Origin of the sequence: Streptomyces sp. Je 1-369, assembly GCF_026810505.1 — a bacterium.
In the GTDB taxonomy this organism is placed as follows: domain Bacteria; phylum Actinomycetota; class Actinomycetes; order Streptomycetales; family Streptomycetaceae; genus Streptomyces.
On record NZ_CP101750.1, the window covers coordinates 4,344,239 to 4,370,671 of the forward strand.

At 69.2% G+C, this 26,433-nt stretch carries 24 protein-coding genes, 1 tRNA gene and 1 pseudogene; 11 read left to right on the forward strand and 15 right to left on the reverse strand.

The window, feature by feature from the left end:
• Nucleotides 1–14 precede the first annotated feature (14 nt).
• The 9 genes and pseudogenes from NOO62_RS19790 to NOO62_RS19825 form a co-directional block, all read right to left on the reverse strand.
• The gene (locus tag NOO62_RS19790) at nt 15–1,685 is read right to left on the reverse strand and encodes a long-chain fatty acid--CoA ligase (RefSeq protein ID WP_268772221.1); all 1,671 of its coding nucleotides are present in this window, start codon (nt 1,683–1,685) and stop codon (nt 15–17) included.
• A 120-nt stretch (nt 1,686–1,805) separates the two neighbouring features.
• On the reverse strand, nt 1,806–2,387 hold the full coding sequence (locus tag NOO62_RS19795; protein ID WP_414930857.1) for a SigE family RNA polymerase sigma factor: 582 nt from the start codon (nt 2,385–2,387) through the stop codon (nt 1,806–1,808).
• Between the two features lie 250 nt (nt 2,388–2,637).
• Nucleotides 2,638–3,525, reverse strand: a complete 888-nt coding sequence (locus NOO62_RS19800; protein ID WP_268772222.1) for a DUF1906 domain-containing protein — start codon at nt 3,523–3,525, stop codon at nt 2,638–2,640.
• A 52-nt stretch (nt 3,526–3,577) separates the two neighbouring features.
• Entirely contained in the window at nt 3,578–4,744 is a 1,167-nt protein-coding gene (locus tag NOO62_RS19805) for a lipid-transfer protein (protein ID WP_268772223.1), read from the reverse strand.
• Nucleotides 4,741–5,220, reverse strand: a complete 480-nt coding sequence (locus NOO62_RS39305; protein WP_414930999.1) for a MaoC family dehydratase — start codon at nt 5,218–5,220, stop codon at nt 4,741–4,743. The genes NOO62_RS19805 and NOO62_RS39305 overlap by 4 nt, the downstream gene beginning before the upstream one ends.
• A gap of 12 nt (nt 5,221–5,232) precedes the next feature.
• Nucleotides 5,233–6,381, reverse strand: a pseudogene (locus tag NOO62_RS19810) (acyl-CoA dehydrogenase family protein); the annotation flags it as partial.
• 1 nt (nt 6,382) lies between these two features.
• Nucleotides 6,383–7,348, reverse strand: a complete 966-nt coding sequence (locus tag NOO62_RS19815; protein ID WP_268772225.1) for a bifunctional MaoC family dehydratase N-terminal/OB-fold nucleic acid binding domain-containing protein — start codon at nt 7,346–7,348, stop codon at nt 6,383–6,385.
• Nucleotides 7,348–8,556, reverse strand: coding sequence for an acyl-CoA dehydrogenase family protein (locus tag NOO62_RS19820; protein ID WP_268772226.1), 1,209 nt, complete (start codon nt 8,554–8,556; stop codon nt 7,348–7,350). The genes NOO62_RS19815 and NOO62_RS19820 overlap by 1 nt, the downstream gene beginning before the upstream one ends.
• Nucleotides 8,557–8,865: 309 nt before the next feature.
• Complete coding sequence (locus tag NOO62_RS19825) at nt 8,866–9,177, reverse strand: hypothetical protein (RefSeq protein ID WP_268772227.1); 312 nt, start codon at nt 9,175–9,177, stop codon at nt 8,866–8,868.
• Between the two features lie 403 nt (nt 9,178–9,580).
• Here NOO62_RS19825 and NOO62_RS19830 point away from each other — a divergent pair, with 403 nt between their 5' ends.
• Nucleotides 9,581–10,489 carry a bifunctional DNA primase/polymerase gene (locus tag NOO62_RS19830; RefSeq protein ID WP_268772228.1) on the forward strand — a complete coding sequence of 303 codons (909 nt, stop codon included), beginning with the start codon at nt 9,581–9,583 and terminating at the stop codon, nt 10,487–10,489.
• A 17-nt stretch (nt 10,490–10,506) separates the two neighbouring features.
• Here the strand turns inward: NOO62_RS19830 and NOO62_RS19835 are convergent, their stop codons facing one another.
• Both NOO62_RS19835 and NOO62_RS19840 read right to left on the reverse strand, forming a co-directional pair.
• Nucleotides 10,507–10,638 (reverse strand): hypothetical protein, encoded by a 132-nt coding sequence (locus tag NOO62_RS19835; RefSeq protein ID WP_268772229.1) that lies wholly within the window; start codon nt 10,636–10,638, stop codon nt 10,507–10,509.
• Between the two features lie 61 nt (nt 10,639–10,699).
• Entirely contained in the window at nt 10,700–10,822 is a 123-nt protein-coding gene (locus NOO62_RS19840) for a hypothetical protein (RefSeq protein ID WP_268772230.1), read from the reverse strand.
• A gap of 364 nt (nt 10,823–11,186) precedes the next feature.
• On the opposite strand from NOO62_RS19840, the gene NOO62_RS19845 reads away from it, so the two are divergent.
• Nucleotides 11,187–11,588: a hypothetical protein gene (locus NOO62_RS19845; RefSeq protein ID WP_160506019.1), complete on the forward strand. Its 402-nt coding sequence runs from the start codon at nt 11,187–11,189 to the stop codon at nt 11,586–11,588.
• Between the two features lie 5 nt (nt 11,589–11,593).
• On the opposite strand, the gene NOO62_RS19850 is transcribed toward NOO62_RS19845, so the two are convergent.
• Complete coding sequence (locus NOO62_RS19850; protein WP_268772231.1) at nt 11,594–12,178, reverse strand: hypothetical protein; 585 nt, start codon at nt 12,176–12,178, stop codon at nt 11,594–11,596.
• A 661-nt stretch (nt 12,179–12,839) separates the two neighbouring features.
• On the opposite strand from NOO62_RS19850, the gene NOO62_RS19855 reads away from it, so the two are divergent.
• The gene (locus NOO62_RS19855) at nt 12,840–14,180 is read left to right on the forward strand and encodes a tetratricopeptide repeat protein (protein ID WP_268772232.1); all 1,341 of its coding nucleotides are present in this window, start codon (nt 12,840–12,842) and stop codon (nt 14,178–14,180) included.
• A 1,670-nt stretch (nt 14,181–15,850) separates the two neighbouring features.
• On the opposite strand, the gene NOO62_RS19860 is transcribed toward NOO62_RS19855, so the two are convergent.
• The gene (locus NOO62_RS19860) at nt 15,851–16,333 is read right to left on the reverse strand and encodes a GntR family transcriptional regulator (protein ID WP_268772233.1); all 483 of its coding nucleotides are present in this window, start codon (nt 16,331–16,333) and stop codon (nt 15,851–15,853) included.
• 157 nt (nt 16,334–16,490) lie between these two features.
• Here NOO62_RS19860 and NOO62_RS19865 point away from each other — a divergent pair, with 157 nt between their 5' ends.
• The 7 genes from NOO62_RS19865 (at nt 16,491) to NOO62_RS19895 (ending at nt 22,746) form a co-directional block, all read left to right on the forward strand.
• On the forward strand, nt 16,491–16,883 hold the full coding sequence (locus NOO62_RS19865) for a hypothetical protein (protein ID WP_268772234.1): 393 nt from the start codon (nt 16,491–16,493) through the stop codon (nt 16,881–16,883).
• A gap of 67 nt (nt 16,884–16,950) precedes the next feature.
• Nucleotides 16,951–18,369: an FtsK/SpoIIIE domain-containing protein gene (locus NOO62_RS19870; protein WP_268772235.1), complete on the forward strand. Its 1,419-nt coding sequence runs from the start codon at nt 16,951–16,953 to the stop codon at nt 18,367–18,369.
• A 41-nt stretch (nt 18,370–18,410) separates the two neighbouring features.
• Complete coding sequence (locus NOO62_RS19875) at nt 18,411–18,995, forward strand: DUF2637 domain-containing protein (RefSeq protein ID WP_268772236.1); 585 nt, start codon at nt 18,411–18,413, stop codon at nt 18,993–18,995.
• A 150-nt stretch (nt 18,996–19,145) separates the two neighbouring features.
• Entirely contained in the window at nt 19,146–20,612 is a 1,467-nt protein-coding gene (locus NOO62_RS19880; protein ID WP_268772237.1) for a replication initiator, read from the forward strand.
• Nucleotides 20,609–20,803 carry a helix-turn-helix transcriptional regulator gene (locus NOO62_RS19885; RefSeq protein WP_268772238.1) on the forward strand — a complete coding sequence of 65 codons (195 nt, stop codon included), beginning with the start codon at nt 20,609–20,611 and terminating at the stop codon, nt 20,801–20,803. Before NOO62_RS19880 ends, NOO62_RS19885 begins: the two co-directional genes overlap by 4 nt.
• Nucleotides 20,797–22,194: a tyrosine-type recombinase/integrase gene (locus tag NOO62_RS19890; RefSeq protein ID WP_268772239.1), complete on the forward strand. Its 1,398-nt coding sequence runs from the start codon at nt 20,797–20,799 to the stop codon at nt 22,192–22,194. Before NOO62_RS19885 ends, NOO62_RS19890 begins: the two co-directional genes overlap by 7 nt.
• 363 nt (nt 22,195–22,557) lie before the next feature.
• Nucleotides 22,558–22,746 (forward strand): hypothetical protein, encoded by a 189-nt coding sequence (locus NOO62_RS19895; RefSeq protein WP_268772240.1) that lies wholly within the window; start codon nt 22,558–22,560, stop codon nt 22,744–22,746.
• A gap of 689 nt (nt 22,747–23,435) precedes the next feature.
• On the opposite strand, the gene NOO62_RS19900 is transcribed toward NOO62_RS19895, so the two are convergent.
• Together NOO62_RS19900 and NOO62_RS19905 are read right to left on the reverse strand one after the other, a co-directional pair.
• A tRNA-Ser gene (locus NOO62_RS19900) sits at nt 23,436–23,520 on the reverse strand.
• Between the two features lie 62 nt (nt 23,521–23,582).
• Nucleotides 23,583–25,256 carry a S1C family serine protease gene (locus NOO62_RS19905; RefSeq protein ID WP_268772241.1) on the reverse strand — a complete coding sequence of 558 codons (1,674 nt, stop codon included), beginning with the start codon at nt 25,254–25,256 and terminating at the stop codon, nt 23,583–23,585.
• Between the two features lie 267 nt (nt 25,257–25,523).
• On the opposite strand from NOO62_RS19905, the gene NOO62_RS19910 reads away from it, so the two are divergent.
• On the forward strand, nt 25,524–26,426 hold the full coding sequence (locus tag NOO62_RS19910; RefSeq protein WP_268772242.1) for a glycerophosphodiester phosphodiesterase: 903 nt from the start codon (nt 25,524–25,526) through the stop codon (nt 26,424–26,426).
• The last annotated feature ends 7 nt before the right edge of the window (nt 26,427–26,433 follow it).

Here is a 26,433-nt window from a genome sequence, read left to right on the forward strand (position 1 = left end):
CGTACGACGTCGCGTCAGAGCTTCGTGACGTCCAGTTCCCCGTCCGCGTACTGCCTGCGCAGGACCTTCTTGTCGAACTTGCCGACGCTGGTCTTCGGGACCGCGGGGATGAACGTCCAGCGCTCCGGGAGCTGCCACTTGGCGATGCGGCCCGCGAGGAAGTCGCGGAGGGACGCGTAGTCGGCCGACGCGCCTTCGCGCAGCACCACCGTGGCGAGGGGGCGCTCCCCCCACTTGTCGTCGGGCACGGCGACGACCGCGGCCTCGGCCACGTCCGGGTGGGACATCAGCGCGTTCTCCAGCTCGACGGATGAGATCCACTCGCCGCCCGACTTGATGACGTCCTTGGCGCGGTCGGTGAGGGTGAGGAAGCCGTCGGCGGTGATGACGCCGACGTCGCCCGTCTTCAGCCATCCGTCGTCGCTGAACTTGTCGTCGGGGCGCAGGACGTCGCCGCCCGCACCGCCGTAGTACGCGCCCGCGATCCAGGGGCCGCGCACCTCCAGCTCACCGGCCGACGTACCGTCCCACGGCAGGTGTTCGCCGCCGGGGCCGACGAGGCGGGCCTCGACGGAGGCGGGGAAGCGGCCCTGCGTGAGCCGGTAGCCGAACTCCTCCTCGGTGCCCGCGGCGTGGGCCGGCGGGCGGGCGACGGTGCCGAGCGGGGACGTCTCCGTCATGCCCCAGGCGTGGCAGACGTGCATGCCGAGCTTGTCGAAGGCCTCCATGAGGGAGGGCGGGCAGGCGGAGCCGCCGATGGTGACCTGGCCGAGGGAGCTGACGTCGCGCGGCTTCGCGGTGAGCTCGGCGAGCAGGCCCTGCCAGATGGTGGGGACGGCGGCCGCGTGCGTGGGCCGCTCCTTCTCGATCATCTCGGCGAGCGGCGCGGGCTGCAGGAAGCGGTCCGGCATCAGCATGTTCACGCCGGTCATGAGGGTGGCGTGCGGCAGACCCCAGGCGTTGACGTGGAACTGCGGGACGACGACCAGTGACGTGTCCGCGTCCGTGAGCCCCATCGACTGCGTCATGTTGACCTGCATGGAGTGCAGGTAGATGGAGCGGTGGGAGTAGACGACGCCCTTGGGGTCGCCGGTGGTGCCGGAGGTGTAGCACATGGCGGCCGCGGAGCGCTCGTCGAGCTCGGGCCAGTCGTACGCGGTGGGCTTGCCTGCGAGCAGCTCCTCGTACTCGTGCACCTGCGCGTGCGAGCCCGCCAGGAGCGAGCGGTCGCCGGGTCCCGAGACCACCAGGTGTTCCACGCTCGTCAGCCGCGGGAGGAGCGGCGCGAGCAGGCCGAGGAGGGAGCCGTTGACGATGATCACGCGGTCGGCGGCGTGGTGGACGATCCACACCAGCTGCTCCGCGGGCAGCCGCAGGTTGAGGGTGTGCAGTATCGCGCCCATACAGGGCACGGCGTAGTAGGCCTCGACGTGCTCGGCGTTGTTCCACATGAAGGTCGCGACGCGCTCGTCGTCCGTGACGCCGAGGTCCTCGCGCAGGGCGTGCGCGAGCTGGGCCGTGCGCTCCCCGATCTCGCGGAAGCTGCGCCGCTGCGGCTCGCCCTCGCCGGTCCAGGTCGTGACCTGCGACGTCCCGTGCACGGTCATGCCGTGCCTGAGGATGCGGGTGACGGTCAGCGGTACGTCCTGCATCGTGCTCAGCACGGCGTCCTCCTGATGCGACATCGCCTGGACATCGCCTACGCGGCAGTAAGGGGGCTGCGCTGATTCTGCGCGCATACCGCGCGGTATGTCACTAGTCCAGAGGATGATCGATCATCGCCGGGCCGCTCCGATGAGCTCGGCTCAGCGGACCGGCGTGAGCTCCGGGTCCTCGCGGAGCTTGCCGAGCGCGCGCGACACCGCGCTCTTCACCGTGCCGATGGACACCCCGAGCACCTCGGCGGTCTGCGCCTCGCTCAGGTCCTCGTAATACCTGAGGACGACCATCGCCCGCTGCCGCGCGGGCAGCTTCATGATCGCGCGCCACATCGCGTCGCGGAGCACCTGCTGCTCGGCCGGGTCCCCCGCCGGCGTCACCTCCGGCTCCGGCAGCTCGTCGCACGCGAACTCGTCGACCTTCCGCTTGCGCCACTGCGACGTGCGCGTGTTCAGCAGGGCGCGGCGCACATAGCCGTCGAGCGCCCGGTGGTCCTCGATCCGGTCCCACGCCACGTATGTCTTGGTGAGCGCGGTCTGCAACAAGTCCTCGGCATCGCTCGGATTCGCGGTCAGCGAGCGGGCGGTGCGCAGCAGTACGGGCTGGCGCGCCCGTACGTAGGACGCGAACGACGGGTACGCGGAGGGCCCGGTGGTCCTCGTGGGACCCGTGCCCCGCGTCGCGGCCTTCGATGCGCTGGTGCACACGGTCACCATGGATGCGGTCATGGCTCCACGCTAGAAGCGCCCCCTACTTCAGCGGATCGGCCGCAGGTCCCGAAGCCGTGTCCGCCTCAGGTTGTACGAGTAGGGCTGGCTCCACCTCCTACAGGTGGAGGAGACGGAGCGGCTCCCTGAGGGTTCACCCCTGAGAACCGCCCGGCCCGGCGCCCCCGCGCCAGGCACTCCGTCCAGTGCTCCGGTGTTCCGGTGTTCTGGTGTTCCGGTGCTCCGGTGTTCTGGTGTTCCGGTGCTCCGCCTAGCTGATGCGCGCCACAGGAGCGTGCATGAGGTTGCGGTCGATCACCAGCGTCCGCCCGCCGTGCCGCTCCTTCTTGTTCCCCGCGTACTGGTGGATGCGCCGTGCCGGACGCCAGGCGTCACTCGCCAGCGCGGGCTCGCCGTACAGGTCGGGCTTGGTGTGCCAGCGCGCGAACCACATCACCGACGGCAGGTCCCGTACGCCCGCACGCCGCGCCGCCTCCATGTGCCGCACCCCGGCGTCGGCGCTGCTGTAGAACCCGGGAACGTACCCGAGCCTGCGCACCTCGCGGTCCCAGGACCTGACGAAGGCGAGCGTCGTACTCGCGCACGCCTTCTGCTTGTACGTGTACGCCTCCATGTCCAGGTAGAGCGGGCTGTCCTGCCGGACGCCGATGGCCTTCGCCGCGCGCACCGCGTCGCGGGCCTCGTTCCTCCCCTGCTGCCAGGGGTACTTCCCCATACGGACGTGCTGCTTGTTCTTCGCGATGACGCACGGCGACTGCGAGCCGACGTACACCGGCAGGACCCGCCAGCCCATCCGCTGCACCGCGCGCGTCCAGTCGTGGTTCAGGTGCGGCTGCTTCTTGCAGGCCCGGCCGCGGCCTCCGTAGTACACGCCGACGGCGCGGTACTTGGAGTCGCGCCAGCGCCGCATCGTGTCGGTGGACTGGGTCTGGCAGGTGTCGAAGGCCCAGCCGCGGAAGGCCGTCGGCTTGGCGGGGGCGACGTCCGGTGCTGCGACGCCCGGTGCTGCGACACCTCGTGCTGCGACGCCCGGTGCTGCGACGCCCGGTGCTGCGACACCTGGTGGGGACGCTGTCAGGTTCATGGACAGGGCCGTCAGGACGAGGCCGAATCCAATGATCATCTTTTGGATACGCATACGGCGAGTGAAAGCCCGCCGACCCGTCCCGCCGCCGGGACACGCGCCGCGTTCAGCCGTACGCCCCCAGAATCAACCCAGATGTAGGGACCCCCGTGCCCGCGGTCACCAGCGTGCGCGCGACACCCGGCACCTGGTTCACGGAGGTGCCGCGCACCTGACGCACCGCCTCCGCGATGCCGTTCATGCCGTGGAGGTACGCCTCTCCCAGCTGCCCGCCGTGCGTGTTCAGCGGCAGCCCCTCCCCGGCCACGAAATCCGCGGCCTCACCCGGCCCGCAGAACCCGAACTCCTCCAGTTGCATCAACACGAACGGGGTGAAGTGGTCGTAGAGGATCCCCACGTCGATGTCCGAGGGACCGAGCCCCGAGGTACGCCACAACTGCTTCGCCACCACCCCCGTCTCCGGCAGCCCCCGCAGGTCGTCGCGGTAGAAGCTGGTCATCTGCTCCTGCGCCCGGCCCGCCCCCTGGGCCGCCGCGACGATCACGGCAGGCGGACGCCGCAGGTCGCGGGCCCGCTCCGCGCTCGTGACGACGATCGCCTGGGCGCCGTCCGTCTCCTGGCAGCAGTCCAGGAGCCGCAGGGGCTCGACGATCCAGCGGGACGCGGCATGGTCCTCCAGGGTGATCGGTTTCCCGTGGAAGTACGCCGCGGGGTTGGTGGCCGCGTACTTGCGGTCCATGACGGCCACGTGCCCGAAGACGTCCGGTGTCAGGCCGTACGTGTGCAGGTAGCGCTGGGCCGCCATCGCCACCCAGGAGGCGGGTGTCAACAGGCCGAAGGGGAGGGCCCAGCCGAGTGCGGCGCCCTCGGCGGAGGGTTCGCGCTGCTGTACGCCGGAGCCGAACCTGCGCCCGGAGCGCTCGTTGAACGCGCGATAGCAGACGACGACTTCGGCCACCCCGGCCGCCACGGCGAGGGCCGCCTGCTGGACGGTGGCGCAGGCCGCGCCGCCGCCGTAGTGGATGCGGGAGAAGAAGGACAGCTCCCCCATGCCGGCCGCCTGGGCGACCGTGATCTCCGGGTTGGTGTCCATGGTGAACGTGACCATGCCGTCGACGTCGGCGGCGGTGAGGCCCGCGTCCTCCAGCGCGGCGCCGACCGCCTCCACGGCCAGCTTGAGCTCGCTGCGGCCCGAGTCCTTGGAGAACTCCGTCGCCCCGATGCCGACGATCGCGGCTCTGCCGCCGAGGCGGTCGCGGGAGCGGACACTCATGCGGGGGCTCCTTCGGGTCGCTCGTGCCTTTCTTGTTCCTCGGGTCCCACGGGTCCCACGGGTCCCACGGGTCCCACGGGGATCGTCACGGTGACCGTGCCGGTGACGTGGTTGCCGATGCCGTTGGTCCCAACGATCCTGACCGCGGCGGTCGCGCCCTCGGGCGTAGTCTCGACCTGCTCGACCGTCCCGCTCAGCACCATCGTGTCCCCGGGATAGTTGGGCGCCCCCAGCCGTATCGCCACCTTGCGCAGCACGGCCGTGGGGCCGAAGTGGTCCGTGACGTACCGCCCGACCAGGCCGTTCGTCGTCAGGATGTTCATGAAGATGTCGGGGGAGCCCTTGGCCCGCGCGAGCTCCGCGTCATGGTGCACGTCCTGGTAGTCGCGGGACGCGATGGCGCCGGAGACGATCAGGGTGCGGGTGATCGGGATCTCCAGCGGAGCGAGTTCCTGACCTTGCGTCGTCTGCGCCATACGGCCCTCTCCCTCGTGCGACCGTGCGACCAACACGCCCAGCTCCTCCAGTACTTCGCTGCCGCACCCCAGATACGCGTCCAGCTGCCGCCCCCAGAGGAAGTGCCGGTGCACCGGGTGGTCGAGGTCGGCTCCCGCGCCGCCGTGCAGGTGCTGGCCCGCGTGGACGACGCGCTTGCCCGCCTCCGACGCCCACCACGCGGCGGTGAGCGCGTGCGTGTCGTACGGCAGGCCCGTGTCCCGGCGCCAGGCCGCTTCGTAGGCCGTGACGCGTATGGCCTCCGTGTCCATGTAGGCGTCGGCGGCCCGGAGCTGCACGCCCTGCTTCGCGGCGAGAGGGCGGCCGAACTGTTCCCGCTCGTTCGTGTGGGCCACCGCGCGGGCCAGCGATCCCGCGCACACCCCGGCCTGCAGCCCCGCGAAGGCGGTCCGCGCACCCGCCAGCACGTCGTCGTACGCCCCGGCGCCGCCAAGACGCTCCGCTGACGTGCCGTCGAGGACGAGCCGCCCCGCCGCCCACGGCGCGGTCAGCTCGACCGGCTCGACCTGCGCGTCGGCGACGCGTACCAGCCACAGGGCGCGGTCGGCCGCCGCCACGAGGACGACGGTCGCGTCCCGGAGCCACGGCACCCAGGGCACGGTGCCGCTCAGCGCGCCGTGCGCGGAGGCAGCCCCCTGAGCCGACGCCGCCCCGCCATCCACCGCGACCGTCCCGCCGTCCACCGAGACCGTCCCGCCGTCCACCGCGACCGTCCCGCCGTCCACCAACACCGTGCCGCCGCCCACCGACGCCACCCTCACACCACCCCCCGCCGGAAACGCCCCCGTCGCGACCACGCTCCCCTGCCGCAGCCCGGGCAGCAGCCGGTCCCGCTGTTCCGCCGTACCGTGCGCGGCGACCGCCAGCACCCCATAGACACAGCTCGCCGCGAACGGGACCTGCGCCGTCACCCGCCCCTGCTCCTCCAGGAGCAGTACGAGCCCGAGCAGCCCGACGTCCTCCACCGCGCCCGGCAGCCCTGCCGCGCACAACGCCTTCCACAGCTCGGCGTCCGACCCGGTGCCCGCCGCCGCGAGCCGCTCCGGTGTGGCCAGGTCGGCGAAAATCTCGGCGGCGAGATCGCGCGCGGCGGCCTGCTCCTCCGTAGGAGTGAAGTCCACGTCAGCCCACACCTCCCCCATCTCCCACGTCCCCTACGCCCCCTACGCCCCCCACGTCGCCCCGGAACACCGGCAGCTCCACCTCCGCGTCCACCCGCAGGAATTCGAGCCGCACCGGCATCCCGATCCGCACCTTGTCGTACGGCACCCCGACGATGTTGCTGACGATCCGCACGCCCTCCGCCAGCTCGACGAGCCCCACGGCGTAAGGCGGATCGAACGCGGGGAAGGGCGGGTGGTGCATCACGACGTACGAATAGACCGTGCCCTCACCGCTCGCCTCGACCGTGTCCCACTCGGGCGCACCGCAGGCGTTGCAGCCGGGCAGCCAGGGGAAGCGCAGCGTGCCGCAGCCGCCGCAGCGCTGGATCAGCAGCCGGTGCCCGGCGACGCCGTCCCAGAACCCCGCGTTGTCCCGGTTGACGACCGGACGGGGCCGCTTGCCCCCCGGTCTCCGGTCCGCCGGGGCGTACTTGAGGATGCGGAAACGATGCGTCCCCGCGAGTACGCCTCCCACGCGGATGTCCATCCGCGTCGTGACGAAATGCCCCGTGCCCAGCCTGGTCGTCTTGCGCTCCGACACCGACTCGATCACCGCGTCGAACGTGATCTCGTCGCCGGGCCGCAGTGCCCGCACGTACTCCTGCTCGCAGTCGGTGGCGACCACCGAGGTGTACCCGGCGCCGTCGAGCAGGTCGAACAGTGCGTCGTACGCCGACGAGCGGCCGTCGTGCCCGGAGAGGCCGCCCATCGTCCAGACCTGCAACATCGTCGGGGGCGCCACGGGATCCGCTCCCGCGTAGGCGGGGTTGGTGTCGCCCATGGCCTCGCACCAGTGCCGGATCATGGCCGCGTTGACCAGGTCCTTACCGCGCCCCGCCTCGGCGGCGACATTGCCCTCGAACGCCCGCAGCTCCTCGTACGGAATCTCCTTCACCGCCGCCCCCTCACCGCCCCCGGCCCCCATCACCGCCGCCCCTTCCGCATGCCGAGCCGCATCGTCGCGACGAGCTCCCGCTGCACCTCGCTCACCCCGCCCCCGAACGTGTTGATCTGCGCGGCCCGGTTCATCCGCTCCAGCTCGCCGTCACCGAAACCGCCCGGCGAACCGGCCCGCACGAGTGCCGCCTCGCCCGCGATCTCCTGGCACATCCGGTACACCTCGACCGCCGACTCGGTCCCCATGAACTTCACGCCGCTCGCGTCGCCGGGAGCCAGCCGGCCCGCCCCGACATCACCCACCAGACGCCAGTTGAGCAGGCGCGTTGCCGCGAGCCGTGCATGCACCTCGGCCAGTCTCGACCGCACCCACGGTGCGTCGATTCGGCGCTCGCCCGTCACCGGATCAGGCGTGCGCGCCCGGTCGAGCGCCGCCGCGTAGAAGTCCTCCGCCTGCATGCCGATGGCGGCGAGCGCCACCCGCTCATGGTTGAGCTGGTTGGTGATGAGGCCCCAGCCACCGTTCTCCTCGCCGACAAGGTTCGCGGCCGGCACGCGGATCCCGTCGTAGTACGTCGCCGTCGTCGTCAGCCCGCCCACCGTGTGGATCGGGGTCCAGGAGAAACCGGGCGCGTCGGTCGGTACGAGCAGGATGGAGATGCCCCGGTGTTTGGGGACGTCGCGGACGCCGGGGGCGCCTGGGGCGCCTGGGGCGGCGGGGGCGTTGAGGGCGGTGCGGCAGGCCAGCCATATCCAGTCGGCGTTCTGCGCGTTCGAGGTGAAGATCTTCTGGCCGTCGATCAGCCACTCGTCGCCGTCGCGCACGGCTCTGGTCCGCAGTGCCGCCAGATCCGTACCGGCGGACGGTTCGCTGTAGCCGATCGCGAAGACGACGTCGCCGCTGAGGATGCGGGGCAGGAAGGCGGCCTTCTGCTCCTCGGTCCCGTACTTCATGAGGGTCGGCCCGACGGTGTTCAGGGTGACCATGGAGACGGGGGCGCCCGCGCGATACGCCTCGTCGAAGAACACGAACTGCTCGTCGGCACCGCGCCCTTGCCCGCCGTACTCGACGGGCCAGCCGAGCCCCAGCATGCCGTCTGCGCCGATGCGCCGCAGCAGACGACGCTGCCCCACGACGTCCGTGGCGTCGGGCGGCCCGTCGGGCATGACGTCCCGGAAGTAGGCGCGCAGGTCGGCGCGGAGTCGGCGCTGGCGTTCGGTGGGGGCGAGGTGCACGGGGGCGGCCTCTCCGTCTCGTACCGACAGGGGTTTCTGACTGTCCGTCAGAAACCGCACTAGTGTCAAGAGATCCGCACGCAGCTGAGCGGCAGCACCGCAGCGACCCACACACAGCCAAGCAGCAGCACCGAAGCAGCCCGCACACACCTGTGCGGCGGCGCCGAAGCAGCCCCGCACAACCAAGCAGCAGCACCGAAGCAACCCGAACACACCTGTGCGGCGGCGCCGAAGCACCGCCGCACAGGGCGTCACACCCCAAGGTTCGTCCGCTGGGAGCCGTCCCGATCGACGCCCAGAGCTACCGGCTCACCAGAGCTGAGCGAAGTTGACCGCGATGTTGTCGTTCGACTGGTCGATCGCCGTGAACCCGGAACCGTTCACCTGAGCCGAGTTGTTCTGGTTGGAAGCCCCGTTGCCGACGGCCTGCTGCTGAGTGGTGGACGAGTTGCCCGAGTTGTCGTCACCGACGCCACTTCCGTTCACGGTCGCCACACCGGCGTTCGATCCGTTGTTAGCGAAGGCGCCGTTGTCGGCCAACGCGACGCCCGAGAAGAGCGCGGCAGCCAGCGGCACGGCAGCGGCGGCGGCGATGATGCGGGCGGTGCGGATGCTTGCCATGTCTTTTCCTCCAGTGCAGGAGGTACGCGCGGCCGGAGCCGGACGTACCGGAAGTACGGCTGTTTCCCGGGCAGTTGGCCGACCGCCTCGGAGTGCTGCACAACGTCGCGACTCCAGAGTTGCCCACCGAATCCCCGCTGAACTACCCCATTGATCACGATTCCCCCGCAAGCGTGATGACATGTCGATAAACCCGCCGCGCGCCCCACCGGCTGATCTCCGACTCCCGCCGGCCCCCGCGGGGTCGCAGCTCAGGCCAGGAGCCGCACGGGAAGAACCGTTCCGGCAGCACCGAGCACCCGGGCCGCCCACCGGGGCGCCGCCCTCCCTGAACGGCTCATCCTGGCCCCGAGCCCGCTCGCCCCCTCTTCCCTTCTTCGAACGCGTGTACGAACATGGAGCCATGGCCACCACCGACCGCCATGCCACCACCCTCGCGCTCGCCCACGCCCTGTCCGCCGCCGAGCGCGGGCTCGCGGTGATCCCGCTCTCGCGCTCCAAACTTCCCGCCCTGCGCTCCCCCCACCACGAGGACCCCCACCCCACCGCCCTCTGCCACGGCGAATGCGGGCGTCTCGGGCACGGGGTGTACGACGCATCGGCGGACCCGCGACGCATCCGAGAGCTCTTCGCCGCCGCCCCCTGGGCCACCGGGTACGGCATCGCCTGCGGGCTGCCGCCCCACCATCTGATCGGCATCGACCTGGACACCAAGTCCGGTACGGACGCGTCGGCGGCCCTGCGCGAACTGGCGCTGCGCCACCTCTTCACGATCCCCGGCACCGTCGTCGTGAGCACGCCCAGCGGAGGGCGCCACATCTGGCTGACGGGCCCGCCCGACGCGGTGGTCCCCAATTCGGCGGGACGGCTCGCGCCGGGCATCGACATCAGGGGCGCGGGCGGCTACCTCGTGGGCCCCGGCTCCCGCACGGAACACGGTGTCTACAGCACCGTGCCCGGCACGGCGCACCTGCCTCCCGCCCCCTGTCCGCCCGCCCTACTGCGCCTGCTCGCAACCTCACGGCGCGCACACCGGCACGCACCCCCGCACTCCGCGCCGTCGCCCGGCACGCACCCGTCCCCCGACCCCACCCCGCACCAACCGGGCCAGGGCCTGGTCCAGTTCGTACGCGCCGCCCATGAGGGCCAACGCAACACCCGCCTCTTCTGGGCGGCCTGCCGCGCCTACGAGAACGGCATCGGCGAGACCCTGTCCCCGCAACTCACGGAAGCAGCGATCCACGTCGGCCTCACCGAACACGAGGCCCGCTCGACGATCGCCTCGGCGGCCCGCCTCACGGGCCACGCGTGATCACAGGCCACGCATGATCACGGAAGCGCCGGTGGCAACCGGTCCCGCAGCTCCGCCCGGCTGATGGCGGCGCACGCGACGAACCCGATCTTCGGGATGGACACCTCGATCCCGACCGCGTCCAGCGCATGACAGATGCCCAGCAGCATGAAGAGTCCCGCGGTGTCGCAGTCATTGAGGGCGGGCGGACCCAGCCTCAGCCGACGACCGTCACCCCGGCTCCGCCGTCATCCGCACGATGGCCTCGCGCAGCAGGGCGGCGGTGGCGAGGTCCAGTTCACCGGACAGCCGTATCAGCACCACGGACCGGCCCACGGGAGCTCGACGCAGCACCAACCGATGTTCGGCACCCCGCTCCATGGCACCTGCTTCCTGCTCGCCTCCTCAGCGAGAGACACCCTTTTCCCCGACACAAACGCCGGAACACCAGCGGTGGGTGTGGGATTTGAACCCACGGTGGCGTGAACCACGACGGTTTTCAAGAACGTGCGCACTTTTGGAGGGATAGGTACTCTGACCTGCCAATATCCGATCAGTCACCAGAGGCATACCGCTCGGCGGTCCACACCTGGTCCACCGGCTCCGGCTCACGTCTTGGATATCCGGTACTGCGCTGCTCCTGCCAGCCGTCACCCACGCGGGTGTGGGCCCCCTAGAGCTGCCGTCCCGGCACGTCGGCCACGCTACGCTGCCGCCCATGGCTGAGGCTTTCGTCTCCGGTGACGGCCACCGCGCGTGCGGCATCTGTCCGTCGCGACTCTTTCCGCTCGGTGAGTTCGACGTGGTCGAGCGTCCGTCTCGTGAGTGTCCCTTCAGTCCCGAGGACGGTCACAGGTACACCCTGCGTGGTGTGCCTGTCTGCGTTCACCCGGAGAAGGTGGGCCTACCGCCCGCGCCGTACAAGACGGACGGTGTAGCTCTACTCGGGGACGTCGCGCTACCCGATGACGTCGCGGACCTCGATGGGTACCTGCGTGAGCTGGTGCACGGCGCAGCCCCTGGCGCGCTGGAGCTGCTGATCGACCTGGCAGACCGCGAGATCCGGCGTGTCTTCCCAGAGGTCGACGCGACCTTGGCACTACGCCGTGCCTTCAACTAGCGCTCCTAGCTCGCCATGGGGAAACCGGGAGCGAAGCGGCGGCCACCGTCAAGGATGCCGATGGGGCCGTACTTCGCGGTGACGACCGCCTTGCGCCTGGCGGTCTCCTCCTTGCCGAACCAGTAGCGCTCGTTCATCGGTCCCCACGCCGCCCGGTAGACCTGGTGGGTGTAGTCGCCGTGATCCCACTCGCCGATGGCCTCGCGGTCAGTGGCGTGCACGAACTTGATGTTCGTACGGTCCTGGATGCGGCAGAGCACCGTGAACTGAGCGGCAAGCGCATGGATCATCTCGTCGACGGGCACCGCTACGGGAATCTCTGCTGCCTCCTCATTCTGGTCCGTCATCTCGTAGATGGCCGACTTGATCGCCATGGCGCGCATGGCCTCGGGGAACAGAGGCTCGGTGTCCTTCGCGACGTCGAACCCGTTCACCAGGGCATACCCCATGAAGCACTGCCAGTCCTCGTCGTACTTCGAGCATGCCGTGCGCAACCGGTCGAACTCCCGGTCAGCCTCGACGATCGCGAGGATGTCGCGGGCTCGCCGCGCCACGATCTCCGGCGCGGGCCGTACTAGCGTTGTGGACACTGCTGCACTCTCCTTCGTTGGTTGGTGCATCGGTGGGCTCGTCCGGCTGCCAACCGCCGTCACGCCAAGGCAGTCGAACGGGGAGCTACCGCCGTACGTGGGCGGCAGTACAGCCCTCCCTGGCCGCCCGTGGGGGAGCCACTTCACGCGGCCAGGGAGGAGTTCATGGGGTGGTCGGGCTTGCGGCAGTCACACCGAGTACGAACCCGATCGATGCCGAGATGGCGATGATCAGGAGGGGCCCGGCGTAGCTCGTTACGCGGGCGGTTAACCGGCTCACGGCTGGCCGCCAGCACTGCGCGCATTGGCCTCTCGAACCTTGGCTCCGAGCACGTCACTGGGGGGCTCCTGTGCCTGACCGGCGCGATGCTGGGGGCACTGGCACGGTGGGTACTTCATCGACCCTGGAGGCAGCTCGCGCCCGTCACCGGTGTCGAGCTTCAGCACTCCGTCTGTGCCCTGCTTCTCGGTCATCTGGGCAAGCACTGCCCGCGCTTCGCTTCTCATGACTCAGCTCCTCGGCGGAGATCTCTGTGGCGAGCCGTTCGCCGATCTTTCGTGTGCTCTACGCAACCGCGCGACCACGCACGGCGGTACCGTTGCAGCACCCTCGGGACTTGAAAGCCTTGAAAGCACGCAAGAGCGTGGGGAGTTGAGAGTCATGGCGAAGCGCGAACCGAACGGGGCCCTCGGCCACCTGCTCACTGAGAGCCGTTGGACGTACCGCCAGTTCGCACGGGCCGTAAACCGCATAGGCACGGAAACCGGCACCCCCTTGCGCTACGACGAGTCAGCCGTGAGCCACTGGCTTGGCGGCACCGTCCCGCGTGACGCCGTGCGGGGCTGCATCCTCGAAGCCTTCTCCCGTCGGCTCGGCCGTCCGGTCACGCATGCTGAAGCGGGCCTGCCCGTTCCCCTCGATCACTCCCCTGTCTCCACGGATACCGTGGAAGGGCTGATCGATCTGGGGAGGCAAGATATGGACCCGTCCCGCCGCAGAGTCCTCGGTGCGGGCCTGTTCTCGGTCGCCTTGACGATCCCCGGGTGGCCCGACGTCATCGGACGCGCTGAGGCCGTGCAGTCCGGACGCGCGTCACGTATCGGCATGAACGAAGTAGACATGGTCATAGCGATGACTGAGCGCGTCTCAGAGCTGGACGACCAATTCGGCGGACGTCACGCACGTCCCATGGCGGCCTCGTTCATGGTCAACACAGTCGCCTCGTACCTGCGCGCCGATGCTCCCGCCGATGTCCGGCAAGCGATGCAGTCCGCTGCCTCGGACCTGCTCTACCTGACTGGCTACATGGCCGTGGATGAGGGGCTGCACGGGCTCGCCCAGCGCTATTACATCAAGGCCCTGGAGCTGGCTGGGGCGGCTGAGGATCACCTGACGTACTGCACGACCTTGCGTGGCATGAGCGTTCAAGCGGTCGACCTGCACCATGGGGCCAAAGCCATGGAGCTCGCGGATGCTGCTGCCGCAGCGTCCCCGAAAGCCGGTCCTCGGATGCGGGCCTTCCTGGCCGGTCAGCAGGCGCACACGGCTGCGCAGACAGGCGACCGCGCGAACGCCTTGCGGTACATCCGGGAGGCAGAGGCGGCCATGGACCGTGCCGAGTCTCGCGGTAAGGCGTTCGGCTCGTACGATCCGTCGTCGCTCAACTACCACATCAGCCAAGTGCGTTACGAGCTCGGTGATGTGCCTGGGGCAGTCGAAGCCATGCATCAGTCAGACAAGGTCCGCTTCAGCGTCTACCGGCGCGCACGGGTTCGGCACCGTGCCACGCTGGCAGAACGGCAACTGGAGATAGGCCACTTGGAAGCGGCCTGCTCCACCTGGCACCAGGCGCTCGACGACTACCCCATGGTCCAATCCGGACGGGCCGACGACCGCGTGAAGACGATGTTCAGCCTCATCCGACCGCACCTGAAGAACGCTGCGGCCCGCGACCTCTACGACCGCGCGCGAACGATCGCACCCCCGTCATTGGTCAGTTGATCTGCGGCGCCTCAGCCCAATGAGCGGCGCACTGACCCACGCGGCCGGCCGGAGCGGCTTTGGCCGGTGTCCTGTTCGGGTTGGGGTCGGGCATGGTCAGGGGGCCGTACGCTTCCCGGCAACTCGGGCAGGCTTTGCACCTGCCCGGAATTTGAACGAGTGGCCCCCTGGCCTTGCCCGACGCGGGCCCCGGCCCGAAGAGGTGGCTAAAGCCGTGGAGGCCGTCCGCCCCAGCCACGGGGCCTCGGCGAGCACGGCATGTGGTCACCGCGGATTCCTGCTGCCCTGGCGAGTTGGGCGCGCTGTGCTTGGTCGTGGCTGCCTCGGTGGTGCTCTCGCTGCGCCTGGCCGTGCTGTTCGGCTGCTACCTGGTCGGGGTTCTGCCTGGGTCCTGCTGCCCGCTTCTTCGGGCTTGCGGCGCGAGTGGCGGGGGCGTCGCGTAGCGGGGCGGTAGACAGGAGCGTGCGGCGGCACGGCCGCCGCGCCGCGCGGCCCGCGTCAGCGGGCCGCCTTGAATCAGTAGAGAAAGTCTGAACACGTCTGCCTGCCGGGCGCCTTCGGCTTCGTCGCTTGCCTGCTGCTCCGGCGCGGCCTGCCTCGTTCTGCGCGAGCGCTCGCTTACTCGGACTTGGACGGCAGAAATTCCCGTTTAATCAGCAATTGCCCATGTTCAGCATATTCTGTGCTCCGGATCGTCCAGATCTATCCACAGGCACATCGGGCCAGGATGCTCCTGGGCGTCAACGGGCGTCCGATCGCGAAAAGTTATCCACAGCCGGTTCTCATGGTTCATTGCGCCCGTGGATCACACGAGCGGTTGGGCTGCTGGCTGGCATTGGGAGCTACCGGGATGTTCTGGGCAATTTCAGGTCCGGTGTCACAAACAGAGTTCTGGCGATCCCCTTCTCGCAGGAAAGGAGTTGACCTGAATGCACAGTGACGCACATCACGCCCGGTGGGGGTCACACGGTGTACCGAAAAGACCCCTCTACGAGGGGCGTCAAAAGGTGCCCGTTTCCAGGAAGAGGGTTCCCACTATGCGCACTTGGTTCGACTTGTCCGCCGGGCTGTGGCTGTGATGAGGCGGCTCGAAATTGGGGCGGCGCGCGTGTCACACGGGGCCGGATTTTTCTACCTGTAGCAGGAGAGACCCGAGAAACGGAGGTTCAGGCATGAGGCAGTCGGGCGTGGGCTGGCGGCAACATAGCCGACGATCGCCGGTTACCCAAACCGGCGTTTTTCCGGACCCTGGTGGTGTCCCTGCGGGTGCGTGGCCCGCGACGTACCGGAGGAGGCGGAGTGTTATTCGCAAGGCGGGCTGCGGAGACGGATCAGATCGCCGCAGCGCGGGAAATCGCCGGACTGTTGCCCGTGGGGCGGGATCGGCCCGCGCTGGTGTCCGACACGTACGCCAGATTGGTAGTCGCGGCCGCGACGGTCGCTTACCACGGCATTTACCACAGGCGTTGTGACTCAACTGTGGCCGCTGCGGGCGGCTTTGGTAAGCGGGGCGGTAAGGGCTGTGTGGAGTACTGACGGCATGAGCAACGGCACGAGGACGGGGAGGGACGCGGTGAGCGAGGAAATCCGCGGGCTGCTGGAACACATCACGGAAAGGGTCGCGGACCTGCGTGGGCAGATATGGGAACTGCATGAGGGGGCCGAAGAGCTCAACGCCCGTCTTGGCGCTCTAGCTCCTCGACTTTCCCCCGAAGCTGGGACACCTGATGCCTGAGATCACCCATCTCGGAAGTCAGCGCATCAAGCTGGCCCACCACGCCGCGCAGGACCTCCGTAAGGCTCGCGTCCTGCGGCGCCTCCTGCTCGGCCTCGGCTGCCCCCTTGAGTGACGGAGTGTCCTGGCTCGCGGTCCACCAGGCGGGCGGCGCGTGGTTGACGCTGCCCCCGTCCGCCGCGCCCTCGCGGTCCATGACGTAGCTGCCCCGCCCCTGGACCGTGTAGACGAGTCCCTCTTCGCGTAGGACGCGCAGCGCGCTGCGGGCGGTCATGTTCGCGATCTCGAACCGCTCTTGCAGCTCGCGGTGGGACGGCATCTGCTCGCCGGGCTTGAGGCGGCCGGACTTGATCTCCTGCCGCAGGACGTCGGCAACCCGCTGGTATGGCGGGCGGGCGTCGGTAGTCGGCTTCGTCATGGCCTCAGCGTAGCCCGGCCTAGCCCACCTAACCCAGGCGTTCTCCTGAAAGCACCTAGCCACGTCGGCTATCCCACTTGACATGGCTAGCCTGGCTAGGTCTACTTGATCTCGGCGGCCGAACAAGCGGTCACCGAACCAATGAAGGAGCCATCTCATGGCAATGACCCGTATCCCCGTGCGGATTCTGGACACGACGATCGGCATCGTCGGCACGCTGCCCGAGCAGCGCTACGTGGACATGGAGAAGACGCAGGAGTCCAAGGACCGTGACACCGGTGAACGGCTCTTCCACGTCACGGTGATGCTGATGGAGGACGGCCGTGCGGAGATGATGCGCATCACCGTTCCCGAGTCGGGACTGCCCAACGGCCTCCAGATCGGGTCGGTGGTCCGCCCGGTGGACCTGTTCGCCACCCCGTGGGCGCGCATCAACAACGGCAACCTGTCCGACGGCGTCGCCTACCGCGCCAAGTCCCTGGACCTGGCCACGCCGCCCGCCCCGGCCGCTCAGCCCGCCGCGTCGGCCGAGTCCAAGAAGGCCGCGTAATGGCGACCGACCCCACGTCGTATCCGGTCGCCCTCCTGGGCGGCCTTGGTGAAAGGGAGGCGGGCGAGTGAACCTGTCCGAAATCTCGCAGCTCGCCCCGATCATGGTCGGGGCGGGCCTGGCCCTTCTCTTCGTCTGGCTCGTGTGGTGGATCGTCTGCTACATACGGGCGGACGCGATGCTGCGGGCCAGCATCCTGCAAGCGGGCCGGGTACGGCGCGGCTGGAAGCGGCTCGCCCCGATGGCGGGCCTGTCGGTGACCGACCGGACCCCCACCGCCTTCGCCTCGCTCACCACGAAGGAAGGCCACAAGCCCGAACCCCGGATACTGACCCCCGCCATCAAGGTCACCCCCGACCGGTTCGGCGTGGTGGTGCGGGCCAAGTGCCTGCCCAAGGTGTCCCGCGAGGAATTCCAGAAGGCGGCCCGGTTCCTGGCCGACGCCTGGGGGTGCGTGCGGGTCTCGGTCACCCCGGACCTCAAGCCCGGCTACGTGATCATCCGTGGCGTGCGGGAGGACCCGTTGGCCATCACGACCACCCACGTGCCCACGGGTGCGCCCCCGAAGGACGTGACGTGCTGGGACCTGGGCACTGATGAGTACGGCGTCCCGGCTGCCGCGACGATCAAGGAGGTGCCCGGGGTCACGGTGGCCGGTCTGCCCGGCTACGGGAAGACCTCGCTCATCAACCGTCTGATCTGTGACTTCGCGCCCTCGCCCCTGGTGCAGTTCGCGGTGATCGATGGCAAGGCGTCCAAGGCAGAGCAGGGCGACTACGCCAGCATCGCGCACCGTCTGTTCCGCTACGTCGGCGATGACGTGGAAGAGGCCAACGCGTTTTTGACTGAGCTGGTCGAACTGCGCGAGCGCCGTGCCCAGTTGGCCAAGAGCGTCTTCGGCACCACGGACATGTGGCACAAGGGGCCGCGTGAGGACTGGCCGATCGTCTTTTTGATCATCGACGAAGCGCACACCTTCTTCCGCGACCACAAGGGCCGGGACGAAAAGTCCAAGCGGCTCGCGGCTCTGGCGGCGGAGAACGCGCGCCTGGTGGAAGACCTCGTCAAGAAGGGCCGCTCGTCGGGCATCGTGACCCTGCCGCTCACGCAGAAGGCCACCGGGGATGCGATCCCTACCTTCATCCGGGATGTGTGCCCCTACGGGCTGTCCTTCGCGCAGAAGACCACGGACGCCTCCGTGGCCGCGCTCGGCGACAACATCCGCGAGTGGCCCGACATGGACCCGGTGGAGCTTCAGGGTCCCGACTACGTCGGCGTCCTGGTCATGAAGGCGCACGACCGCAAGGGCTTCATCCGCATCCGCACCCCCTACGTCTCCGATGCGGACACGGCTCGGATCGCGGAAGCGACCGCGCACCTGATGCGCTGCCCCATCCTGCTCCTGGACGACCTCGCGGGCGGACGCCTGGTCCTGCGCAAGGTCCTGCCCCCGGACGACGACGGCGGCCCGCTCGTCGCCGCGTGAACTCCCCTAACCCTCAAACCTGCTGAAAGGAGGTGACTCGCATGGCTGGAGAACGGGTGACGCAGCGGACCGTAACCATCGTCATGGCCACCATCGCCGCTCTGGCGTTCGTGTTCAGCTTCGGCAACGTCTGGTCCCTGGCGCTGCGCCTGGGCGTGCCCCGCCCCATCGCCCCACTGATCGCCCCCATGGTCGATCTGTCCGTCGTCGGCCTCCTCGTCGGACTGCGCTACCTCTCCCTGCGCGGCGTGCCCGGCAAGGAACTGCGCGGCGCAACCCGGCTCATGCACCTGTCCGGGCTGCTCACCCTCGCCCTCAACGTGGCCGAACCCATCGCCGCCGGACACTACGGCCGCGCCGCCCTGGACGCGGTCGCCCCGCTGCTCCTGCTCGGCTGGGGAGCAGTCGGCCCTCAGATGCTCCGCCACTTCCACACCCTCGCCACCACACCCGCCCCCGGCCCGGCCCCGGACCTGGACCCGGCTCCCGTACCGGCCCCTGCTCCTGAGCCGGACCCGGCGCCCGCCCCGGCGGCCGCCCCGGCGGCCCCGGCCGATCCGGTCGCCCAGGCACCCGCGCCGCTGCTGGACCTGGCGAGCACTATCGCCGCTCAGCTCAAAGCCTGAGCCGCCCGCCGGCCACCTGGCCCGGCAAATTTTCTCTCTCCGCTGGCCGTGTCCGGCCACGGTTCTCCCTGCCCCGAGCCGCACCCACTCCTGCCCCGCTGCGGCTCGGGTCCCATCCCCGTACCTCTGAAAAACGAAGGGACGCCGCCCATGCCCCAGCCCCTGGACCTCCGCCACGTGGCGAGCCTGGCTGTACGGGACCTCATCGAACTCGCCAACGGCGACAACTTCGACCGCGTCCACAACCAGGTCAAGGCAGTCCGCGGTTGTACCCACCCCATCCGCCTTGCCGGGTACACCCAGACTGTTCATGCCCCCACCGGGCGTGTGCTCCACAGCTTCAACACGGCAGACGACCCCACGGGCCGCATCCTGGTGGCCTGCGGAAACCGTCGTGCCTCGCGCTGCCCCTCCTGCTCACGCATCTACGCGGGGGACACCTACCAACTGATCAAGGCTGGTGTGGTGGGCGGCAAGAGCATTCCTACCGAAGTGCGCACGCATCCAAGGGTGTTCGCGACCCTCACCGCCCCCAGCTTCGGCCCGGTGCACGGCCTCACCTGGCGCGACCGCCCCGGCTGCCGTTGCGGCGGCCATCATGCCGACAATGACCCGGCCATTGGCACGCCGGTGGACCCCGCCCGCTACGACTACACCGGTGCGGTCCTCTTCAATGCGCACGCGGGGGAGCTGTGGGGGCGGTTCACCACCTACCTTCGCCGCTACGTCGCCCACCTGCTGAACATGACGCAGAAGGCGGCGGCCGAAGTCGTGCGGGTGTCCTTCGCCAAGGTCGCCGAGTATCAGAAGCGCGGCGTCGTCCACTTTCATGCCATCGTCCGCTTCGACGGTCCCGAAGGCAGCTCTACGCCCCCGCCCGCCGAAGCCACGGCTGGCGTACTCGCCAAGGCCGTCAAGCTCGCGGCCCGGCACGTGACCCTCATCGTGGACTCCGACCGCATCGGCGCCCGCACGCTGCGTTGGGGGCGGCAGGTCGACGTACGGCAGATCACTGCCGATGACGGCAAGGGACGGGTGACGGCCGAAGCAGTCGCCGGATACATCGCCAAGTACGCCACCAAGGGCGCTGAAGACTCCGGCACCATCGACCGCCCCCTCTACTGCCGGGACTGCCGTGGACACGGGATGACCACTTCTGTGGCTGGCGTCCCTGAACCCTGCGATACCTGCACCGGAACCGGTCGCGAATCCCTCGCACACCTTCCTGTGGCCGGACACGTTCGGCAGATGATCCGCACCTGTTGGGACCTCGGAGCGCTGCCCGAATTCAAAGAGCTCAAGCTCTGGAAGTGGGCCCACATGCTCGGCTTTCGCGGCCACTTCTCCACGAAATCCCGGCGCTACTCCACCACTCTCGGCGCACTGCGAGAAGAGCGCCGAGCCTGGCAGGCGGAACAACGCCGCGCCGTCCTCGACGTGGAAGACACCGAGACCGAAGCAACCGACGACACCACCCTCGTCTTCTCCGACTGGACCTTTCTGGGCACCGGCTACAGCCCCGGAGAAGAACTCCTTGCCGCTCAAGTCCGCAATGACCTCGCCGAAGCCCGCGCCGAGAAGGAACGCGCCAAGACCGAAGGAGCCCTCTGGCTGTGACCTCCCACCGTGACCAGAAGCTCACCCTGGCGGAAGCGCTCGACGAGATCGGGCTTTCACGGGCGGCGTTCTATCGAATGCGAGCGCGTGGCTATGCCCCGAAGTGCTTGAAACTCCCCAACGGCCAGATCCGCATACGCCGTTCGGACCTCGACGCCTGGTTCGCCACCTGTGAGGTCTCCACATGCTGACGTACGACGTTCAGATCTGGAGCATCCGGAAGCGCGCCCATCGCGCTGCGGCCTACCAACTCCGCTGGCGTGTCGGGCCCCGTCCCTTCTCCAAGAGCTACAAGATCAAGGCCCAAGCTGACGGCCGCCGTTCAGAGCTGCTGTCCGCCCTGCGCAACCGCGAGCAGTTCGATTCGGAAACTGGTCTGCCTTCCTCTGAGATCCAGGCTCCCAAGCCACCCACCTGGTACGCGCACACCCTCGCGTACACGGACATGAAGTGGCCCGGTGTCTCGGCCAAGCACCGTGCGGGCATCGCTGATGCGTTGGCCACGGTTACGCCTCGGCTGATCAAGGACAACCGTGGGGCCCCGGCGGCGAAGGTGCTCCGGGCCGCGCTCTACTCATGGGCCTTCCGCTTCGTCCTGGACGACGAAGGAAAGTGGAACCGCCGTGCGGATGTGGTGACACCCCCCGAGGACATCGCGGCGGCGCTCGACTGGATCGGCCGCAAATCGGTGGACATCACTGCCCTCAACACCCCCTCCGTGGTGCGCTCCGCCCTCGACGCGCTCTCGCAGAAGATGGACGGCACGGCCGCCGCCGACAACACGGTGAACCGCAAGCGGACCGTATTCAGCAACTGCCTGCGGTACGCCTTGGAGCGGGAGTTGCTGACAACACTCCCCCTCGACAAGGTGGACTGGACGCCCCCGGAATCCGATGGCGAGATCGATTTCCGGTTCGTGCCCGGCCCAAAGCTGGCACGGAAGCTGATCGAAGGTGTGGGAGCCCAGGGGGAGCGCGGCCGACACCTGAGGGCATTCTTCGGCTGCCTCTACTACGCGGCCAATCGCCCCGGTGAGGCGTCCAATCTCTGTGAGTCGGACTTCGCCCTGCCCGAAGAGGGCTGGGGAGAGGTACTCCTGTCGATCAGCACTCCCCGCGTCGGCTCTGGGTGGACGGACACGGGCGAGTCGTTTGACTCACGCGGCTTGAAGAAGCGCGCCCGGAAGGCCACTCGGCCCGTCCCCATTCCGCCCGTCCTGGTCCGCATGATCCGCGATCACGTCAAGGAGTTCGGTACGGCCGATGACGGCCGCCTGTTCCGTGCGGTCCAAGGTGGGCATCTCCTGTCCAAGGAGTACGGGGAGCTCTGGAAGGCCGCACGACTCGCAGTGCTGTCGGGTTCCGAGGTGGCCTCGCCCCTGGCGGAGGTGCCCTACTCACTGCGGCATGCGGGCGTGTCGCTCTGGCTTGAGTCGGGGGTCTCCCCGGCAGAGGTCGCCCGTCGCGCGGGCCACAGCATTGCGGTCCTCTTCCGCTTCTACGCGAAGGCCATCCACCGCAGCCAGGATCGCTCGAACCGCCAGATTGAGCGGGCTCTGGAGGCAGCAGAGGAAGAAGACTGACCGGTCCCACGCGCTCCACTAGGCGCCGTCCTTCGCCCACATTGGGCAGGACGGCGTCTCCTGCGTTGTTGGGCCGCTTTACGCCTCGACGCGCTCGGGGTTATCGCTCATGCTGGCGAGGGCGCCGGATATACCGACTCACCTGAATCCCGACTACGTGAGTGGCGCCCGCCCGAGGCGGGTCCCACCTGCTCCTCCGCCAGAAAGACCGAGGCGCAAGCGGGCAGCTCAATCACCTGTTCGTGATCCTTGCATGTCAACGGGTGAACTGGCAGGACTAGTTCCGGTTAGCGCGCCCTAAAGGGGAGGAGACTAGGGGGTGGGATCCCTCTGGGTTCTGGTGCTCCCTTGGAAGGTGTCCCGATGAACGCGTCGTCGCCTGAGCAGGCTGCGGTGATCGAGGAGATCATGGACGCAGTCCGTGCGGTGAGCTACTGGCGGGCTGGCGTCTTGATGGAAATCTTCGTGCGAGATGCAGATCTAGCCGGCCTTATCGCTCTACGCACATCCCTCTCCGAGGAGGCCGCAGCGGTCGGCTGGCCGTCGAAATAGGAACTCCCGCTCGCCACTGTCTCTCACCTTCGCCAAGGGACCCACAACCCTTGGCAAGGTGCTAGGTGAGGTGGCAGGCGGTGAGTGCGGCCACCGCCGTTTGTCGGCGATCGACGGCGGCCGCAGGCGTGGGGACATTGCGGCTCCCCTTCCACAGGTGTCTCCACGCCATTTCGTCCTCCCCGTTGGAGCGAGCGGGAGTCGCCCCAAGGGTGGCTGGGAGGACGGAGTGCCGGGGCCCTTGTGTCCGCCGCAGGATCCGAGGGCTCCGGCCGCCTGCCCTGTGCGCGACCCAAGGTCTGGAGACCGAGAAGCACAGTAACCATGGCAGGTGTCGACACGCGCACCAGCATTTTGCTTCAAACGGTATCCAGCCCAAGCGCGCGCATCCACAGTGCACGCCCCCGGACCGCAGCATTGCCAGCGCACCGACTCACACCCAGGCGCATGAAGCAGGGCCACTCACCCGGCCGCGTCTCGGCAGCCACAGGTTTACCGGCCGGTGGCCCACCAATGGCCCATAGCCCCTGGTGAAAGGCCCTGTTCAGGCTCCACCGTGGTCCACGCCTGGTCCACACACACTGGTCAACGGCGTGACAGTTGCGGATCAAGGTGAGACACGGACCCACGAAGAAGGGTGCCTCTCAGTGAGAGACACCCTTCTGACCAGTCAATACTCTGACCTGCTGCGGTGGGTGTGGGATTTGAACCCACGGTGACTCTCGCCACGACGGTTTTCAAGACCGTTCCCTTAGGCCGCTCGGGCAACCCACCCCGCGCCGCCGTCCACCGGAATCAGGACCGGAACCGGACGGCGCGGGGACAAGACTAGCGGGTCAGCTGTCGCCCTTGCGCTGGCCCAGTGTCACGTCGGCCGTGCGCTCCTTGCCGTCACGCTCGTATGTGATCTTGACCTTGTCGCCCGGCTTGTGGGTCCAGATCTGGCCGATCAGGGTCGGGCCGCTGTCGACCACCATGTCGTCGAGCTTCGTGATGACGTCGCCGGGCTTCAGGCCCGCCTTGTCCGCCGGGCCGTTCGGCGTGACCGGCTCCGAACCGCTCACGGCCTCCCGGGAGATCGTCGCGCCGCTCGTGCCCTCCTGCTGGAGGGAGACCGAGGCGCCGATGACGGGGTAGACCGGCTGACCCGTCTTGATCAGCTGCTGGGCGACCTGCTTGGCCTGGTTGACCGGGATCGCGAAGCCCAGGCCGATGGAGCCGGACTGGCCCTGGCCGCCCAGGCCGCCGCCGCTCTCGGCGGGCTTGATCGCGGAGTTGATGCCGATGACCGCGCCGCGCGCGTCCAGGAGCGGGCCGCCGGAGTTGCCGGGGTTGATCGAGGCGTCGGTCTGCAGCGCGCTCATGTACGAGCTCTTGCCGCTCTGTCCGCCGTCGCTGGAGGTCACCGGACGGTTCTTGGCGCTGATGATGCCGGTGGTGACGGTGTTCGAGAGGCCGAAGGGCGCGCCGATCGCGATCGTCGAATCGCCGACGGCCACCCGGTCGGAGTTGCCGAGCTTGAGCGGCTGCAGGCCCGCCGGGGCGTTCTTGAGCTTGATGACCGCCACGTCGTACCCCTCGGCGCGGCCGACGACCTCCGCGGCGTACTTCTTGCCGTTCGAGAACGTCACCTGGAGCTTGCCGCCCTCGGCGGCCGACGCCACGACGTGGTTGTTGGTGAGGATGTGGCCCTGCGTGTCGTAGACGAAGCCGGTGCCCGTGCCGCCCTCGCCGCCGCCGCTCTGCGCCTCGATGGTCACGACGCTGGGCAGGGCCTTGTTCGCGATGTCGGAGACCGAGCCGGGCTCGCGCTTCAGGTCGGCGGGCGTGTCGGGCGCGGAGACCGTGGTCGAGTTCGTGTCGCTGTCGCCGCGCTCCGCCGCCCAGTAGCCGACGCCGCCGCCGATGCCGCCCGCGAGCAGAGCGGCCGCGAGCACCGCGGCGACCAGACCGCCGCGCCGGCCGCCGGGCTTCGGCTCCTGCGGGTGGTACGAGGCGCCCCAGCCCGAACCGGAGCCGCCGTCCGTCGCGTACGACGGCACGGCGGGCGGCTGCGGCGGCGGCCAGTTCCCGGCGCCGGAAGCGGCCTGGGGGGCGGGGTGCGGAGCCGGGTGTGGGGCGGTGTGCGGAGCGGGCTGGGGGGCGGTGTGCGGCGCGCCTTGGGCCGCACCACCGTAAGGCGCCCCCTCCGGAGCGCCCGCATGCGCGCCATGAGCCGCCGCAGGAGCGTGGCCAGGAGCGTGGCCGGGGGCGTGGCCAGGAGCGTGGCCCGGCGTCTGACCCGGCGCCTCCGCGGAGGGGGCGTGCGCGGGAGCGGAAGGCGCCCCCTCGTGCCCCTGCGGCTCGGCCTGCCCGGCCTGCCCGGCCCGCCCGGAGAGTGGGGCGGCACCACCCGCGGGGCCGGAGGCGGCGGAGTCGGTGGAGTCTGCGGGAACAGCGGGAGCGTCCACCGGCGCAGGGGGCGCGGACGGGGCCTGGGGTACCTCGTTGCCCTCGTTCTCGGTGCTCACAGCTCTTCTCCTCGGTCCATGCTGTCGTTACGTACGTTCTCGGTCACGGCCCGGCGGTGCCGGCTGTGCGGACCCTGCGGGCGGCACGCGGCCGACATGCGGGCGGCATGCGGTCCGCACGCGGCCGCACGGTCACAGTCGCAGTTGTCTGCAGTCAGCTTTTCCCATGGGCTGTCAGGGCACCATAAGCCGATCCTGTGTGTTCGGCGCCCCGTGAGGGCCTCGCCCGGCGAGCCTCCGGGTACCCCGTGATGGCACCATGACGCGGTGACCCACGCACGACAGCACCAGATTCAGGTCGTCGCCCACCGCGGAGCCTCCGAAGACGCTCCCGAACACACGCTGGCCGCCTACAAGAAGGCGGTCGAGGACGGTGCCGACGCCCTCGAATGCGATGTACGGCTCACCGCCGACGGCCACCTCGTCTGTGTCCACGACCGGCGCGTCAACCGTACGTCGAACGGCCGCGGCGCCGTCTCCGCCCTCGAACTGGCCGACCTCGCCGCCCTGGACTTCGGCTCCTGGAAGAAGCACCACGGAGAGGCCGAGGAGGACCCCGACTGGGCGTCCGCCACGGGGGAGGACACGGGGGAGAACACAGGGGAGGACACGGGTGAGGGCACAGGCGGCGGCACGGGAACGGGCGCGGACACCTCGGTCCTGACCCTGGAACGGCTCCTAGAGCTCGTGGCCGAAAGTAATGCCTCGGGCCGCCGCGTACGCCTCGCGATCGAGACCAAACACCCCACCCGCTGGGCGGGACAGGTCGAGGAGCGCCTGCTCATGCTGCTCAAGCGGTTCGGCCTGGACGCGCCGCCCGCTGAGGGCCCTTCACCGGTACGGGTCATGAGTTTCTCGGCGCGTTCGCTGCACCGTGTCCGGGCCGCTTCCCCGACGCTGCCGACCGTTTACCTGATGCAGTTCGTCTCGCCGCGCCACCGTGACGGACGCCTCCCCGAGGGAGTACGCATCGCTGGTCCGGCCATGCGGATCCTGCGCAACCACCCTTCGTACGTCGCGAAGCTGAAGCGCGCGGGACACCAGGTGCACGTATGGACGGTGAACGAGCCGGAGGATGTCGAACTCTGTGCGGAACTGGGCGTTGACGCGATCATCACCAACCGCCCCAAGCAAGTTCTGTCACAGCTGAATCAACTGGGACTCCATTAACTCCGGT

Coding starts and splice junctions, on each gene's coding strand:
- NOO62_RS19845 (WP_160506019.1), top strand. CDS start 11,187: ATGGCTGAGGCTTTCGTCTCCGGTGACGGCCACCGCGCGTGCGGCATC.
- NOO62_RS19830 (WP_268772228.1), top strand. CDS start 9,581: ATGGCCACCACCGACCGCCATGCCACCACCCTCGCGCTCGCCCACGCC.
- NOO62_RS19895 (WP_268772240.1), top strand. CDS start 22,558: ATGAACGCGTCGTCGCCTGAGCAGGCTGCGGTGATCGAGGAGATCATG.
- NOO62_RS39305 (WP_414930999.1), bottom strand. CDS start 5,220: ATGGCGCAGACGACGCAAGGTCAGGAACTCGCTCCGCTGGAGATCCCG.
- NOO62_RS19835 (WP_268772229.1), bottom strand. CDS start 10,638: ATGCTGCTGGGCATCTGTCATGCGCTGGACGCGGTCGGGATCGAGGTG.
- NOO62_RS19800 (WP_268772222.1), bottom strand. CDS start 3,525: ATGCGTATCCAAAAGATGATCATTGGATTCGGCCTCGTCCTGACGGCC.
- NOO62_RS19815 (WP_268772225.1), bottom strand. CDS start 7,348: ATGGGGGCCGGGGGCGGTGAGGGGGCGGCGGTGAAGGAGATTCCGTAC.
- NOO62_RS19805 (WP_268772223.1), bottom strand. CDS start 4,744: ATGAGTGTCCGCTCCCGCGACCGCCTCGGCGGCAGAGCCGCGATCGTC.
- NOO62_RS19855 (WP_268772232.1), top strand. CDS start 12,840: ATGGCGAAGCGCGAACCGAACGGGGCCCTCGGCCACCTGCTCACTGAG.
- NOO62_RS19825 (WP_268772227.1), bottom strand. CDS start 9,177: ATGGCAAGCATCCGCACCGCCCGCATCATCGCCGCCGCCGCTGCCGTG.
- NOO62_RS19795 (WP_414930857.1), bottom strand. CDS start 2,387: ATGACCGCATCCATGGTGACCGTGTGCACCAGCGCATCGAAGGCCGCG.
- NOO62_RS19890 (WP_268772239.1), top strand. CDS start 20,797: ATGCTGACGTACGACGTTCAGATCTGGAGCATCCGGAAGCGCGCCCAT.
- NOO62_RS19875 (WP_268772236.1), top strand. CDS start 18,411: ATGGCTGGAGAACGGGTGACGCAGCGGACCGTAACCATCGTCATGGCC.
- NOO62_RS19790 (WP_268772221.1), bottom strand. CDS start 1,685: ATGTCGCATCAGGAGGACGCCGTGCTGAGCACGATGCAGGACGTACCG.
- NOO62_RS19860 (WP_268772233.1), bottom strand. CDS start 16,333: ATGACGAAGCCGACTACCGACGCCCGCCCGCCATACCAGCGGGTTGCC.
- NOO62_RS19880 (WP_268772237.1), top strand. CDS start 19,146: ATGCCCCAGCCCCTGGACCTCCGCCACGTGGCGAGCCTGGCTGTACGG.
- NOO62_RS19865 (WP_268772234.1), top strand. CDS start 16,491: ATGGCAATGACCCGTATCCCCGTGCGGATTCTGGACACGACGATCGGC.